Below are 15728 nucleotides of genomic sequence, written 5' to 3'. Positions count from 1 at the left end.
AGGGACCGGACGAATCCGTGGGGTCAGGCCTTGGCGCGCTTCTCGGCGGGGATCAGCTCGACGTCGCTCACCGCGAGCGTGTCGCCCTCGGCATACTCCAGGCCGGTGATGGTGCCGGTGGCCCGCAGGTCGGCCTCGGCGAGGCGCAGCTGCTCGACCTGGGCCGCGGGGGCGGTCAAGGTCATCGCGGTGATCTCGCTGCGCATGCCGACCTTGGCCTCGGACTTGGCCTTGCGCACCCCGATCAGCGCGGCGGACACGGTGTCGAGCAGCGACGAGTCGCCCTGCGCTGCAACGGTGCTCAGCTCGTCGATGGTCGGCCAGGGCTGACGGTGGACGGTCCCCTCGCGGAACCAGCTCCACACCTCCTCGGTGGCGTAGACCAGCACCGGGGCGAAGAGGCGCAGCAGGACGTCGAGCGCGATCCGCAGCGCCGCCCGGGCCGAGGCGGCGCCCGCGTCACCGCGTCCGCCGTGCGCCCGGTCCTTGACGAGCTCGATGTAGTCGTCGCAGAAGGTCCAGAAGAAGGTCTCGGTGGCCTCGAGGGCGCGGGTGTAGTCCATCGCCTCGTAGCCCTTGCCGGCCGCGTCCACGACCTCGGCCAGGGACGCGAGCATGGCCCGGTCCAGCGGCTCGGTCACCTGGGCCTCGAGGTCTCCGGACACCTCGCCGAACCCGAGCGCGAACTTGCTGGCGTTGAGCAGCTTGATGGCCAGGCGGCGCCCGACCTTCATCTGCGCCTCGTCCAGCGCCGTGTCGGTGCCGAGGCGGGCGGCGGCGGCCCAGTAGCGGATCGCGTCGGTGCCGTGCTGCTGCAGCATGTCCTTGGGCGTCGTCGCGTTGCCCTTGGACTTGGACATCTTCTTGCGGTCGGGGTCGAGGATCCAGCCGTTGATCGTGGCGTTGGTCCAGGGCAGCGAGCCGTGCTCCAGGTGGGCCCGCACCACGGTGGCGAAGAGCCAGGTGCGGATGATGTCGTGGCCCTGCGGCCGCTGGTCGAAGGGGAAGATCTTGGCGAAGAGCTCGGGGTCCGAGCCCTGCCCGCCCGCGCGCCAGCCCGCAGCGATCTGAGGGGTCAACGACGAGGTGGCCCAGGTGTCCATGACGTCGGCGTCCCCGACGAAACCGCCCGCCTGACCGCGCTGGGACTCGTCATACCCCGGGGCCGGCTGCGAGGCCGGGTCGACGGGCAGCTGCTCCTCGGTGGGGACGATCCGCTCGTCCCACAGCACCTCGCCCTGGTCATCCACGCGGTACCACACCGGGATCGGCACGCCGAAGAACCGCTGCCGCGAGATCAGCCAGTCGCCGTTGAGCCCGCCGACCCAGTTGTCATAGCGCGAGCGCATGTAGGACGGGTGGAAGTCCAGCTCACGGCCGCGGGCCCGCATCGCCTCGCGCAGGTCCTCGTCGCGGCCCCCGTTGCGGATGTACCACTGGCGCGAGGTGACGATCTCGAGGGGCTTGTCGCCCTTCTCGAAGAAGTTGGCCTTGCGCTGGGTCTTCTTCGGCTCGCCGTCCAGGTCGCCGGACTCGCGCAGCGCCGCGACGACCGCCTCGCGGGCGGAGTGCGTCGTCTTGGTCGCCATCTCGGCGTAGACCTTGCGGCCGGTCTCGGAGGTGATCCAGTCCGGCGTCTCCGCCTGGATGCGCCCGTTGCGGGTGATGACCGAGCGGGTCGGCAGCTGCAGCTCGCGCCACCACTGGACGTCGGTCAGGTCGCCGAAGGTGCAGCACATGGCGATGCCGGCGCCCTTGTCCATCTCGGCGGCCGGGTGGGCGAGCACGGGCACCTCGACCCCGAAGAGGGGCGACCGGACCGTCATACCGAACAGCCCCTGGTAGCGCTCGTCGTCCGGGTGCGCGATCAGCGCGACGCACGCGGGCAGCAGCTCGGGGCGGGTGGTCTCGATGGCGACCGTGTCCCCGTCGGCGGCGTGGAAGGACACCCGGTGGTAGGCGCCCGGGTAGTCCCGCGCCTCCAGCTCGGCCTGCGCCACCGCGGACTGGAAGGTCACGTCCCACAGGCCCGGCGCCTCGGCCTGGTAGGCCTCGCCGCGCGCGAGGTTGCGCAGGAAGGCCTGCTGGGCGGTTGCGCGGGAGTGGTCGTCGATGGTGCGGTACTGCACGTCCCAGTCGAGGGACAGCCCGAGGTAGCGGAAGGTGTCCTCGAAGGTCACCTCGTCCTTGACGGTCAGGATGTCGCACAGCTCGATGAAGTTGGCCCGGCTGATCGCGACCTGGTCGGCGGCCTTGACCGACCTGCCGTCGGCGCCCTCGTGCGGCGGGGTGAAGCCCTCGACATAGGGCAGGGTCGCGTCGCCGCGCACGCCGTAGTAGTTCTGCACGCGCCGCTCGGTCGGCAGGCCGTTGTCGTCCCACCCGATCGGGTAGAACACCTCGTGCCCGGTCATCCGCTTGTAGCGCGCGAGGCAGTCGGCCTGCGTGTAGCCGAAGACGTGCCCGATGTGCAGCGACCCCGACGCGGTGGGCGGGGGCGTGTCGATCGCCCAGATCTGCTCGCGGGGCAGGTCCATCGCCCGCGCCCGGTCGAAGCGGTAGGTGCCCTGGTCACGCCATACCTGCAGCCACTTGTCCTCCAGGCCGTCGAGCGACGGCTTGTCCGGGACGTGGGTGCGCGGCGTGTCAGTGGTCATGGGCGTGATCATCCCAGAGCGCGAGCGCGGACGGCCAATCCGTATGCCGTCGCCCGGGTCCCGTCCCGACCAGGGTGACCCGCCGGTAGGGTCTGCCCCATGGCGAGCTTCTGGCAGATGCTGCGACGTGATCCCGTCTACACCCCCGTGGTCGAGGCGTTCAAGGGGGTCTTCGCGCTGCAGGGACTGCGCTTCCGGATCACCGGGGAGCACCACGTGCCCGAGACCGGGCCGGCGGTGATGATGATCAACCACACCGGCTACTTCGACTTCACGTATGCCGGTCTGGCGGCTCTCCCGTCGCGTCGCCTCGTGCGGTTCATGGCCAAGGAGAGCGTCTTTCGTCACCCGGTGAGCGGCCCGCTGCTGCGGGGGATGCGGCACATCTCGGTGGACCGGGCGGCCGGGGCGGCGTCCTACGGGCACGCCCTGGACGCCCTCAGAGCCGGAGAGATCGTGGGCGTCTTCCCGGAGGCGACCATCTCGATGTCCTTCGAGCCCAAGGCGTTCAAGAGCGGCGGGGTGCGGATGGCGCAGGCGACGGGCGCGCCGATCCTCCCCGTGGCGATCTGGGGCTCGCAGCGGGTGTGGACCAAGGGCCACCCCAAGCGGCTCGGTCGCACCAACGTGCCCATCGGCATCACGGTGGGCGAGCCGATCCGGGTGCGGCCCGAGGACGACGTCGTCGAGGTGACCGCGCACGTGCGCGACACGATCACGCGGATGCTGCACGAGCTGCAGGACGTCTACCCGCCCGTGCCCGAGGCCGAGCGTCACCTGGTGCCGGCGCGTCTCGGTGGCACGGCGCCGACTCCCGAGGAGGCGGCGGTGCTGGAGGCGCGGCTGCGCACCAAGGGCGTCCAGGGCTGACCTCCCTCGGGCAGTCGCCCCCGGCCGGCGGCGGGCGGTGGACGTCATACGGCAGGCAGGGCCACCCTGCTGATCGTGCAGACGGCGGTCTCGCGGGGATGGTTCGATGGCCGTATGCCGCACCCCCTCGCCCTCCCGCCCAAGGCGTCACCGGGGGACCGCATCGCCGTGGTCTCCCCGTCCTTCGCCGCGCCTGCCGTCTACCCGCAGGTGCACGAGCAGGGGATGCGTCGCCTCGCTGAGGTGACCGGGCTGGTACCGGTGGAGTACCCCACGACGCGCGAGCTCGGGGCCTCGCCGCAGGACCGGGCGCGGGATCTCATGGCGGCCTTCACCGACCCGCAGGTCCGCGCCGTGCTGGCCGTGGTGGGCGGTGACGACCAGATCACCGTGGTCCCGCACCTCGACCCCGAGGTGGTGCGCCGCGACCCGAAGCCCTTCCTCGGCACCAGCGACAACACCAACCTGCACGCGTGGCTGTGGGGCGCGGGCGTGGCGAGCTTCTACGGCGGCTCCTCGCAGGTGCACCTGGGCCCGGGGCCGGGCGTGGACGAGGTGCATGCGGCGTCGCTGCGAGCGGCGCTGCTGACGGGGGAGCGGCTGGAGATCACGGATCCGGGGGAGTCGCAGGACCTGGGCCTGGACTGGGGCGACCCGCGGGCGCTGACCGAGGGCGGGCCGCGCGAGCCGACGGAGCCCTGGACGTGGCACGGTCCGCGGCGCGCGGTCACCGGCCCGACCTGGGGTGGCTGCCTGGAGGTGCTGCAGTGGATCCTGACGGCGGGGCGCTTCCCGGCCGACCCGGGCGTGCTCGACGGCGGGGTGCTGCTGGTCGAGACCTCCGAGGAGCTGCCCTCCGCCGTCGATGTCGGTCGCATCCTGCGGTCGATGGGGGAGCGGGGTCTGCTGGCCGCCGTCGACGCGGTGCTGGTGGCGCGCCCGCCGGTGTCGAGCTTCGAGGTACGCCCGGGGGTCGAGGACCGGGCTCGGCTGCGGGCCGCCCAGCGGGAGGCGGCCGTGCAGATGATCGCGCGGTACAACCCGGACGCCGTGGTGTGCGTGGGCATCCCCTTCGGTCACACCCGGCCACAGTGGATCCTCCCGCACGGTGGCGTCATGACCGTCGACGGGGAGCAGCAGCGGGTGTGGGCCGACTACTCGTGAACCCGCCGGGGGTAGGACCATCGGCCTGGGGTGCGAAGGCCGGTCGATCGGACTACCGGGGGTAGGTCAGACCGCGAAGCCGAGGTGAGCGAGGGCCTGACGCAGCAGCGTCGCGTGGCCACGGCCCATCTCCTCGGCGACGGCGCGGCTGCACGCCTCGCGGGGGGTGAGCCAGGCCAGGTCCAGGGCGTCCTGGGAGGGCGCGCAGTCCCCGGCCACGGGCACGACATAGCCCAGCGCCACCGCGTGCTGGCGCGGGTCGTGGAAGGGCGTGACGCCCGGGGTGGGGAAGTACTCCGAGACCGTGAACGGCTGAGGGCTGACAGGAATCCGCGGCATCGCCAGGGGCCCGAGGTCCTTCTCGATGTGCCGGAGCAGCGCGTCCCGCAGCCGCTCGTGGTAGAGCACGCGCCCGCTCACCAGCTCGCGAGCCATCTCGCCGTTGCCGGACACGCGCAGAAGCGTCCCGAGGTGGGTGACCTCGCCCCGGTCGTCCACGCGCACGGGCACGACATCGACGTACAGGATGGGCAGGCGCTCGCGGGCCTGCTCCAGAGTCTCGTGGCTGAGCCAGGCGGCCGAGGCATCGACGTCGGGGAGGTTCATGGCGCCATTCCACCACGACCCGGTGATGCCGGGGGGGTGCCTGCCGACCCGCCAGGGCCGTCCGGCAGGCTAGGACCATGAACGTGATCAGCACCGCCCAGATGAAGTCCCTGCTCGAGCGCGCCCCCGAGAACCCCCGCGTCGTGGCCACGGGCAACCACGTGCCCCCCTGGGCGCTGCTCGAGATCGTCGACGAGGCGCTGCCCACCTATCGGCTCAACATGCTCAACGCGCCGGCCGGCATCTCCACCCGCGAGGGCGTCGAGCACGAGTCCTGCTTCGTCGGGGTGGGGATGCGCAAGCTCCCCACGCTGCACTACACGCCGACCCGACTGTCCCTGGTGCCCATGCTCTTTCGCACCACCCTCGCCCCGGACGTCGTCGCCGTCCACGTGAGCGCCCCCATCGGCGGCAAGGTGTCGCTCGGCGTCGAGGTCAACGTCATGGTCGCCGCCATCGAGGCGGTCAAGGAGCGCGGCGGGATCCTGGTGGCGCAGATCAACAAGCACATGCCCTACACCTACGGCGACGGCGAGTTCCCGGTCGACATCTTCGACGCCTTCATCGAGGCCGACGCCTCGATCGCCGCCGTCCAGCCCCAGGCCAAGCCCGACGACGCGACCTCGCTCATCGGCGAGCTGGTGTCCGGACGGGTCGGCAACGGCGCCACGCTCCAGCTGGGCATCGGCGCGGTCCCCGACGCCACGCTGCCCGGCCTCGCCCGCCGGCACAACCTTGGCATCTGGACCGAGATGTTCTCCGACGGCGTGCTGCTGCTCGACCGCGTGGGGGCCCTCGACGAGATGCGACCCATCGTCGCGTCGTTCGCGTTCGGCAGCGAGGCGCTCTACCAGTGGTGCCACCTCAACAACCGGATCATCATGCGCCGCACCGAGATCACCAACGACCCGGGCCAGATCGCCAAGCAGCCGCAGATGACCTCCATCAACACCGCGCTGCAGGTGGACCTGCTCTCGCAGGCCAACGCCTCGCGCATCGGCGCCCGCATCCACTCCGGCTTCGGCGGGCAGACGGACTTCATCGTCGGGGCGCTGCACTCCAGGGGTGGCCAGGCCATGATGGCGCTGCGGTCCTGGCACCCCAAGGCCGACGTGTCGACGATCGTGCCGATGCTCACCGAGCCGACGACGTCCTTCCAGCACTCCGCGGTCATCACCGAGCAGGGCGTCGCCGAGGTCTTCGGCCACCCGGAGAAGGTCCAGGCCCGCAACATCATCGAGAACGCCGCCCACCCGGACGTGCGCGAGTCGCTGTGGGAGGGCGCGCGGGGGCTCGGGCTGGCCTGACGCGCACCCGCGAACCCCCACATGGTGAACGCCCGTTCACCATGTGGTCGGGGGGTGGCGGCGAGGTCCGGGCAGTCGTAGCGTCGGGGCATGGGGCCGCACCGCCAGCTCGTCGACCACGCGGCCGGGGTGGCCCGGCTGCGGGAGTCGCTGGCCGCCATACCCGCCGGTGATCCGGTGCGCCTGGCCAAGGCGACGACCAACCTGTTCCGCCCGCGCGGGCGCGCACCGCGGGGGCTCGACGTCTCGGGGCTCACCCGGGTCCTGCACGTCGACCCGGTCGCCCGGGTCGCCGAGGTCCAGGGGATGTGCACCTACGAGCACCTCGTCGAGGCCACCGCCGCCCACGGGCTGATGCCGCTGGTCGTGCCGCAGCTGCGGACGATCACCCTGGGCGGCGCCGTCAGTGGGCTGGGCATCGAGGCCACGTCCTACCGCAACGGCCTCCCGCACGAGTCGGTGCTCGAGCTGGACGTCCTCACCGGGTCCGGCGACGTGGTCACAGCCCGGCCCGACGGGGAGCACGCCGACCTGTTCGCGGCCTTCCCCAACTCCTACGGCAGCCTCGGCTACGCCACCCGGCTGCGGATCGAGCTGCAGCCGCTGGGCCGGCAGGTCGCGCTGCGGCACCTGCACCTGAGCGACCTCGGCGAGCTGGTGCGGCTCGTGGCCCGGGTGAGCAAGGAGCGCAGCTACGAGCGGCAGCCCGTCGACGCGATGGACGGGGTGGTCTTCGGGCCGGGCGAGGCGGTGCTGACGCTGGCGACCTTCGACAGCGACACCGTCAGCCCAGCGAGCGACTACACCGGCCAGGACGTCTACTACCGCTCGCTGCAGCGCTACGACCGGGACCGGCTCAGCGGGGTGGACTACCTGTGGCGCTGGGACACCGACTGGTTCTGGTGCTCGGGCGCGTTCGGGGCGCAGCATCCGCTGGTGCGGCGCGCGTGGCCGCGCCGGTGGCGGCGCAGCGACGTCTACCACCGGATCGTGCGGCTGGAGAACCGCTTCGGCGTCGCGGCGGCCATCGACCGGCGCCGCGGCCTGCCCGAGCGGGAGCGGGTGGTGCAGGACGTGGAGGTGCCGCTGGAGCGGCTCGAGGAGTTCGTGGGGTGGTTCCTCGAGCACGTGCCCATGCGACCGATCTGGTTGTGCCCGTTGCGCCTTCGCGAGGTCGACGGGCCGGGGGGCGCCCGCGCCGCCAGGTCCTGGCCGCTCTACCCGCTCGAGCCGGGGCGCACCTACGTCAACGTCGGCTTCTGGGGGACGGTGCCGATCGAGCCGGGCCGCCGCGACGGCGACGTCAACCGGATGATCGAGGACCAGGTCAGTGCCCTGGACGGCCACAAGTCCCTCTACTCCGACGCCTGCTACGACCGCGCCACCTTCGACCGCCTCTACGGCGGGCCGGCCTGGCGCGCCGTCCGCGACCGGTACGACCCGTCCGGCCGCTTCCCGACGATGTACGACAAGGTGTGTGGTCGATGATGGCGAGGGCCGGGGGCACGCCCCGCGTGGGCGACCTGGTGGAGGCCGTGACCGAGGGGCCGCTGCCGCTGCGGCTGACGGCGTATGACGGGACCGACCTCGGCCCCCGCGACAGCGACGTCGCGGTGCACGTCGCGAGCGAGGAGGGCCTGCGCTACATCGTCTCGGCCCCGGGGGACCTCGGGATGGCGCGGGCCTACCTCACCGACAACCTCGTCCTGCGTGGTGTGCACGAGGGGGACCCCTACGAGCTCTTCCGGCGGATCAAGCGCGAGGTCCGGAGCCGACGACCCGCCCCCAAGGAGCTGGCCGCGCTGCTGCGGGGATTCGGCCCGCGCGTGGTCGTCCCGCCCCCGGCGCCGGCGATGGAGGCCCTGCCGCGCTGGCGCCGCGCCGTGCGCTCGCTGGACCCGAGACAGCGTGCCGCCGCGTCGATCTCGTCGCACTACGACGTGTCGAACGCCTTCTACGAGCGGGTCCTCGGCCCGTCGATGGCCTACACCTGCGCCGTCTTCGACAGCCCCGACGCGACGCTCGAGCAGGCGCAGGAGCGCAAGTTCGCCCTCGTCGCGGACAAGCTCGCGCTGCGTCCCGGCCAGCGGCTGCTCGACGTCGGCTGCGGCTGGGGAGGGATGGCGATGCATGCCGCCCGCGAGCACGGGGTGTCGGTGCTGGCGGTGACCCTGTCCCGCGAGCAGGCCTCGTGGGGGCGGGAGGCGGTGGGGCGCGCCGGACTGTCCGGGCAGGTGGAGGTCCGGCACGCCGACTACCGCGACGTCACCGAGGGGGACTTCGACGCCGTCAGCTCGATCGGCCTGACGGAGCACGTCGGGGTGCGTGGCTACGACGGCTACTTCCGCTTCCTGCACGGCCGGCTGCGCGAGGGCGGTCGGCTGCTCAACCACTGCATCACGCGCGCCGACGGCCGGGCGGGGTTCCGTCCCGAGCCGTTCACCGACCGCTATGTCTTCCCCGACGGCGAGCTCGCCCCGCCGGGACTGGTGATGAGCGCCTGCCACGACGCGGGCTTCGAGGTGCAGCACGACGAGAACCTCCGGCTGCACTACGCCCTCACCCTGCAGCGCTGGTGCCAGAACCTCGTGGACTCCTGGGACTTCTGCGTCGCCGACGCGGGGTTGGCCACGGCGCGCGTCTGGGGCCTCTACATGGCCGGCTCGCGGATGGCCTTCGAGGCCAACTGGCTGCAGCTGCACCAGGTCCTCGCCACCAAGGTGGGCGCCGACGGCGCCAGCAGCTTTCCCCTGCGCCCGGACTGGCGCCCCTGAGGCCGTATGCCGTGCGCTCCGGCGGGCAGGGCCGGCGCCGTCAGTACGGCGGTGACTCCGGCGGGGGCCACGGGCGCGCCGGAGTGGTCACCTCCAGGCGCCCCGCCCGCTCCGGCCACGCCAGGTCCGCCTGCAGCGAGGTCGGCGCACACCCTCCGGGACCGGGAGCGCCCTGATCGCCCGCGCCGTGCAGCCCGAGCCGGCGCAGGACGTCGGGCGCCGTGAGCCGTCTCGCGTGACGGCCCAGCAGGTCCTCCGCAGGAGACAGGTCCGGCGGGCGGGGATCGCCGGCTCACCGGGGTCACCCCTGCGCGCACCCGGGCGCCCGGCAGGTCACGTCCCGGGCCACCACGTCGTCTCGCAGGCCCTGCGGGATGCGATAGCCGCTCGCGGTCCGGTCCATGGCGACCCCCGTGACCGGGTCGTGGACCAGGCGGTGCCCGACGGTCCCCGGGCGCAGGGCGATGTCACGCGCGACCGAGGCGGGCACGCCGGGCCGCCGCCGCGTCGGGGAGGGCGTCGACCTCGCGCGGGCAGGCTGCTCGAGCACACCTCGTCGACCACCGTGGTCGCGCGCTGCAGCGTCGCGGACCCCGTGCGCATCGCTTCAGCAGGCGCTCGCGCACCACCGGGGGAGCGGTGACCCCCCGTGAGCGACGCCGGACCTCGTGCACCCCCAGCCCCGTCGCGGCCACGATCTCGTCGCCCGCCAGGACGCGTGCGTCGTCCAGGACCCGCGACCGGGCGGACGGGCGCCCGAGGGAGCAGTGCTCGACCTCGACCTCGTCGGCGATCGCCGCGACGAGGCTCTCGTGCGCGACCAGGCCCTCGGCGGCGAGCAGCCCCACCGCGCGCTCGGCGGTGACCAGGCGCGCGAGACTCGCGCGTTCAGGGGGTGTCCGCGGCGAGACCGGCGACCCGGAGCGGGCCTGCGCGGCGGCATACGCGTCGGCCACGGCGACGAGGAGGGCCTCGACGGCGGCGGTCACGTCAGGCGCTCCCAGGAGCTGCTCCACGTCCATCCGCCACCACCTCCCGGCTGCCAGGCCGACCCTGGCCATCGGGTCAATTCCATTGCCAGGACTCGCGATTGGGCTAGCAGCAAGCAGGTGACCGCATTGGCACACAGTAGCGAGAGGTGGGGATTCGAGGTGTCCCTGCGGTCTCCGATAGACTGGGGCCACAGACGTCTGAGCCGCTATCACCGGCGAGTCTCCGGAAGAACGGCGCTCCGCCACCAGCGCAGCGCCTACTAGACCCGGACGGGTGGGCCCGTCACAGCCTTCGACCAGAGCGGCCGGCCGCGGTCGTCATACGAGCCCCGTATGACGAGATCCCGTGCCCGGCAAGCGAGGTGGCACCGCGGGAGCGCCGCACGGCGCGATCGTCCTCGTGATCAGCACCGTCCGGATCACCGCGACTCGTCCCCAGGGAGCCCCACCCATGACCTACCCCAAGGTCTCCACCGACCCGCAGCTGCCCGCCGCGCCCTCCGGCGTGGTCCCGAGCCCGCGCTTCCCGGAGATCGAGGAGCGCATCCTGCGCTACTGGGACGAGGACGGGACCTTCCAGGCGTCGGTGGCCAACCGGCCCTTGGGGGAGGACGGCGCCAACGAGTTCGTCTTCTACGACGGCCCGCCCTTCGCCAACGGCCTGCCGCACTACGGCCACCTGCTGACGGGCTACGTCAAGGACATCGTGCCGCGCTACCAGACGATGCGCGGCCGGCATGTCGAGCGGCGCTTCGGCTGGGACACGCACGGCCTGCCCGCCGAGCTCGAGGCCATGCGCCAGCTCGGCATCAAGACCAAGGACGAGATCGTCGAGCTCGGCATCGACGCGTTCAACGCCAAGTGCCGCGAGTCCGTCCTGACGTTCACCGACGAGTGGCAGGACTACGTCACGCGCCAGGCGCGGTGGGTCGACTTCGACAACGACTACAAGACGCTCAACCCGGACTACATGGAGAGCGTCCTCTGGGCGTTCAAGACGCTCTACGACAAGGGCCTGATCTACGAGGGCTTCCGCGTCCTGCCCTACTGCTGGAACGACCAGACCCCCCTGTCCAACCACGAGCTGCGCATGGACGACGACGTCTACCAGGTGCGCCAGGACCCGGCCGTCACGGTGGGCCTGCGGATCGAGGGCAACGGCCCGGACGACGACCTCGACGGGGCGCTGGCCGTCGTCTGGACCACCACGCCGTGGACCCTGCCGTCCAACCTCGCGATCATGGTCGGCGGGGACATCGACTACGTCGTGGTCGAGTCGGACGTCCCCACGGGCAGCACCGAGCGCTATGTCTTCGCCGAGGCGCGGCTCGCGTCCTACGCCCGGGAGCTGACCGGCGACCCCAAGGGCGACGTCGGGTCGCGGATCGTCAAGCGGCTCAAGGGGTCCGAGCTCGCGGGCCACCACTACCAGCCGCCCTTCTCCTACTACCTGGGGCACGACAACGCCTTCCGCATCGTCGAGGCGGAGTTCGTCACGACCACCGACGGCTCGGGGCTCGTGCACACGGCCGGCGCGTTCGGCGAGGACGACAAGGTCGTGACCGACCGTGAGGGCATCGAGCCCGTCATGCCCGTGGGCGCCGACGGCCGGTTCACCCACCCCGTCGTCGACTACGCCGGGATGCTCGTCTTCGACGCCAACCCGCACGTCATGGACCACCTCAAGGCCGCCACGCGCGGCGAGGGGGAGACCGGGGCGGCGACCGAGGGGACCGTCCTCGTGCGCCGCGAGACCTACGACCACTCCTACCCGCACTGCTGGCGCTGCCGTCAGCCGCTGATCTACAAGGGCGTGTCGAGCTGGTTCGTCGAGGTCACGGCGTTCAAGGACCGCATGCTCGAGCTCAACGAGCAGATCTCCTGGACCCCCGAGCACATCAAGCACGGGCAGTTCGGCAAGTGGCTGGAGAACGCCCGCGACTGGTCGATCACGCGAAACCGCTTCTGGGGCAGCCCGGTCCCCGTGTGGCGATCCGATGACCCCGCGTACCCACGCATCGACGTCTACGGCTCCTTCGAGGAGATCGAGCGCGACTTCGGCCGGGTGCCCCGCAACCACGACGGCGAGCCTGATCTGCACCGTCCGTTCGTGGACGAGCTGACCCGGCCCAACCCCGACGACCCGACCGGCCAGAGCACGATGCGCCGCGTCGAGGACGTCCTGGACGTGTGGTTCGACTCCGGGTCGATGAGCTTCGCCCAGGTGCACTACCCCTTCGAGAACGCCGAGTGGTTCGAGCACCACTTCCCGGGCGACTTCATCGTCGAGTACATCGGGCAGACGCGCGGCTGGTTCTACACGCTGCACATCCTCGCGACGGCGCTGTTCGACCGACCCGCCTTCAGCAGCTGCGTCTCTCACGGCATCGTCCTCGGCTCGGACGGCGCCAAGATGAGCAAGTCGCTGCGCAACTACCCGGACGTGTCCGAGGTCTTCGACCGGGACGGCGCCGATGCGATGCGCTGGTTCCTCATGTCCAGCCCGATCCTGCGCGGCGGCAACCTGATCGTCACCGAGAAGGGCATCCGCGACGGGGTCCGTCAGGTCCTCATCCCGCTGTGGAACACCTGGTACTTCTTCACGCTCTACGCCAACGCCTTCGACGGCGGGCGCGGCTACGAGGCGCACTGGTCGACCGGCTCCAGGGACCTGCTCGACCGCTACCTGCTGGCCAAGCTGCGGGAGTTCGTGGAGGCGATGCAGCAGCAGATGGACGCGTATGACGTCGCGTCCGCCTGCGAGACCATGCGCGGCTTCCTGGACGTGCTGACCAACTGGTACGTCCGCCGCTCGCGGGAGCGCTTCTGGGACACCGGTGGTGCCGACCGCGAGGCGACCACGCAGGCGTTCGACACGCTCTACACCTGCCTCGAGGTCGTCACCCGCACCTGCGCGCCGCTGCTGCCGCTGGTCACCGAGGAGATCTGGCGCGGCCTCACCGGCGGCCGCTCGGTCCACCTGACCGACTGGCCGGACGCCACGCAGCTGCCGAGCGACCACGAGCTGGTCGCGCGCATGGACCGCGCCCGCGACATCTGCTCGGTGGCGTCCTCGCTGCGCAAGGCCCAGAACCTCCGCGTCCGCCTGCCCCTCGCCGACCTCACCGTGGTCACCGAGGACGCCGCCGGTCTCGCCGCCTTCGCCGACATCGTCAGGGACGAGGTCAACGTCCGCGAGGTCACGCTGCGCGACGTGGGGGAGGTCAGCGAGGAGGACTTCGGCATCTCGCAGCGCCTCACGGTCAACGCGCGCGCCGCTGGTCCCCGGCTCGGCAAGGACGTGCAGCGCGCCATCAAGGGCTCGAAGTCCGGCGACTGGTCGGTCGCCTCCGACGGCGTCGTCACCGCCGGTGGTCTCGAGCTGCACGAGGGCGAGTTCACCCTCGAGACGGTGAGCGCGGGCGACGGCCCGGACCACCACGCGACGGCCATGCTGCCCGGCGGCGGCTTCGTGGTCCTCGACACCGAGGTCACCCCCGAGCTCGCGCGCGAGGGCGTGGCGCGCGACCTCGTCCGCGCCGTCCAGCAGGCGCGTCGCGACGCCGGCTTCGAGGTGTCCGACCGGATCTCGTTGACGGTCACCGGCGCCCAGGAGGTCTACGACGCGACGGTCCACCACCAGGACCTGCTCGTCGAGGAGACCCTGGCCAGCCAGTTCGGCTCCGCGCCCAACCTGCTCGCGATCGACGGTGACGGCGTCACCGAGGTCGAGGTCGGCGACGGCTACCACGCACGCATCCTGGTGAAGAGGCTCCCGTGAGCAACGACCGGCACGACCTGCCCGACGACCGCGACGGCTATGGCGTCTACGAGGGCACCGACGGCACCGAGGAGACCGACGGCCACGACGCCGTCGACCTCTCGGGCAACGAGGACCTCAACGAGCTGATGGGTCTGGACCCGCTGGGCCCGGGCGAGCGTGCCGTGGCCCGCAGCGGTCGCCCCGACGCGGCGCAGCGCGACGCCGCCGAGCGGCTCGCGACGGCCAAGCGGATGCGCGAGATCGAGCGGGACATCCTCGGGCGCATCCCCGAGAACGACGTCACCCCCTCGCTCGACCGCATCCAGGCGGTCATGGAGCTGCTCGGCGACCCGCAGCGGACGTTCCCGGTGATCCACCTGACGGGCACCAACGGCAAGACGAGCACCACCCGGCTGATCGAGACGCTGCTGACCGAGCACGGCCTGACGACAGGGCGATTCACGTCGCCGCACCTGCACGACATACGGGAGCGGATCGCCATCGGCGGTCAGCCGATCAGCCCGGAGCGCTTCGTCGCGGCCTACGACGACGTCCTGCCGTTCGTCGAGATGGTCGACGGGCGCAGCGTCGCCGAGGGCGGCCGGCCCATGGGCTACTTCGAGGTCATCGTGGCCGTCGCGTATGCCGCCTTCGCCGACGCACCCGTGGACGTCGCGGTCGTCGAGGTGGGGCTCGGCGGCAGCTGGGACGCCACCAACATCGCCGACGGTCAGGTCAGCGTCATCACCCCGATCGGCATCGACCACCAGAAGTTCCTCGGCGACACCCTCGAGGACATCGCCTCCGAGAAGTCCGGGATCATCAAGGCCGGCGCCATCACCATCAGCGCCGAGCAGGAGCCCGAGGTCGTCGAGGTCCTGGTCGAGCGGGCTGAGCAGGTCGGCGCCCAGATCGCCTGGGCCGGGCAGGAGCTCGAGGTCGTCGCCCGCGACCAGGCGGTCGGGGGCCAGCTCCTCACGATCAAGGGGCTGGCGGGGGAGTACCCCGACATCCTCCTGCCCCTCTACGGCGAGCACATGGCGGGCAACGCCGCGCTGGCGCTGGCGGCGGTCGAGGCCTTCATCGGTGGGGGCGAGCAGGCGTTGGACCCCGAGGTCGTCCGTGCGGCGTTCGCCCGGGCCAGCTCACCCGGACGTCTGGAGATCGTGCGTCGCAGCCCCACCGTCATCGTGGACGCCGCGCACAACCCCCAGGGGGCCCGGTCGCTGCGCCTCGCGCTGAGCGACTCGTTCGCGTTCACCCGTCTCATCGGGGTCCTCGCGATCCTCGAGGACAAGGACGTGCTGGGCATCCTCGAGGAGCTCGAACCAGCCTTCGACGAGGTCGTCGTCACGCGCTCGACGTCACCGCGGGCCCTCTCGCCGAGGGCGCTCGGACGCCTGGCCCGCGAGATCTTCGGCGACGACCGGGTCACGGTCGTCGAGTCCCTGCCGGACGCGCTCGAGCAGGCCGCGGCGCTCGCCGAGGCCGACGCCATGGCCGGCGGGGCCGGAGCCGGGGTCGTCGTCACCGGCTCGGTGACCACCGCCGCCGAGGCCCGCATGCTCCTCGGGGTGACCAGCGCGTGAGAGGTC

11 protein-coding genes are annotated in these 15728 nt (G+C 72.0%); 7 read left to right on the top strand and 4 right to left on the bottom strand.

Annotation, left to right across the window (positions count from 1 at the left end):
- Positions 1-23: 23 nt before the first annotated feature.
- Positions 24-2657 (bottom strand): valine--tRNA ligase, encoded by a 2634-nt coding sequence (gene valS, locus GGG17_RS04480; RefSeq protein WP_154592585.1) that lies wholly within the window; start codon positions 2655-2657, stop codon positions 24-26.
- Positions 2658-2756: 99 nt separating this feature from the next.
- Here valS and GGG17_RS04475 point away from each other — a divergent pair, with 99 nt between their 5' ends.
- Both GGG17_RS04475 and GGG17_RS04470 read left to right on the top strand, forming a co-directional pair.
- Positions 2757-3527, top strand: coding sequence for a lysophospholipid acyltransferase family protein (locus GGG17_RS04475; RefSeq protein WP_230082673.1), 771 nt, complete (start codon positions 2757-2759; stop codon positions 3525-3527).
- A 114-nt stretch (positions 3528-3641) separates the two neighbouring features.
- Positions 3642-4691: a S66 family peptidase gene (locus GGG17_RS04470; RefSeq protein ID WP_154592584.1), complete on the top strand. Its 1050-nt coding sequence runs from the start codon at positions 3642-3644 to the stop codon at positions 4689-4691.
- Between the two features lie 66 nt (positions 4692-4757).
- Here GGG17_RS04470 and GGG17_RS04465 read toward each other — a convergent pair whose 3' ends face one another.
- On the bottom strand, positions 4758-5297 hold the full coding sequence (locus tag GGG17_RS04465) for a DUF4916 domain-containing protein (protein WP_154592583.1): 540 nt from the start codon (positions 5295-5297) through the stop codon (positions 4758-4760).
- A gap of 77 nt (positions 5298-5374) precedes the next feature.
- On the opposite strand from GGG17_RS04465, the gene GGG17_RS04460 reads away from it, so the two are divergent.
- From GGG17_RS04460 to GGG17_RS04450, 3 genes are all read left to right on the top strand, one after another.
- A complete protein-coding gene (locus GGG17_RS04460) occupies positions 5375-6604 on the top strand; it encodes an acetyl-CoA hydrolase/transferase family protein (protein WP_154592582.1) in 1230 nt (409 codons plus the stop codon).
- A 90-nt stretch (positions 6605-6694) separates the two neighbouring features.
- Positions 6695-8092 carry an FAD-binding oxidoreductase gene (locus tag GGG17_RS04455; protein ID WP_154592581.1) on the top strand — a complete coding sequence of 466 codons (1398 nt, stop codon included), beginning with the start codon at positions 6695-6697 and terminating at the stop codon, positions 8090-8092.
- Positions 8089-9378, top strand: coding sequence for an SAM-dependent methyltransferase (locus tag GGG17_RS04450; protein ID WP_154592580.1), 1290 nt, complete (start codon positions 8089-8091; stop codon positions 9376-9378). Before GGG17_RS04455 ends, GGG17_RS04450 begins: the two co-directional genes overlap by 4 nt.
- A gap of 301 nt (positions 9379-9679) precedes the next feature.
- On the opposite strand, the gene GGG17_RS04445 is transcribed toward GGG17_RS04450, so the two are convergent.
- On the bottom strand, positions 9680-9868 hold the full coding sequence (locus tag GGG17_RS04445) for a hypothetical protein (protein WP_154592579.1): 189 nt from the start codon (positions 9866-9868) through the stop codon (positions 9680-9682).
- Positions 9846-10439, bottom strand: coding sequence for a hypothetical protein (locus tag GGG17_RS04440; RefSeq protein ID WP_154592578.1), 594 nt, complete (start codon positions 10437-10439; stop codon positions 9846-9848). Before GGG17_RS04440 ends, GGG17_RS04445 begins: the two co-directional genes overlap by 23 nt.
- A 382-nt stretch (positions 10440-10821) precedes the next feature.
- Between GGG17_RS04440 and ileS the strand changes: the two genes are divergently transcribed.
- Entirely contained in the window at positions 10822-14151 is a 3330-nt protein-coding gene (gene ileS / locus GGG17_RS04435; RefSeq protein ID WP_154592660.1) for an isoleucine--tRNA ligase, read from the top strand.
- A gap of 128 nt (positions 14152-14279) precedes the next feature.
- Complete coding sequence (locus GGG17_RS04430) at positions 14280-15722, top strand: bifunctional folylpolyglutamate synthase/dihydrofolate synthase (RefSeq protein ID WP_154592659.1); 1443 nt, start codon at positions 14280-14282, stop codon at positions 15720-15722.
- The last annotated feature ends 6 nt before the right edge of the window (positions 15723-15728 follow it).

The organism is Arsenicicoccus cauae (genome assembly GCF_009707125.1).
In the GTDB taxonomy this organism is placed as follows: domain Bacteria; phylum Actinomycetota; class Actinomycetes; order Actinomycetales; family Dermatophilaceae; genus Arsenicicoccus; species Arsenicicoccus cauae.
This window is presented reverse-complemented; position numbering and strand designations above follow the sequence as displayed.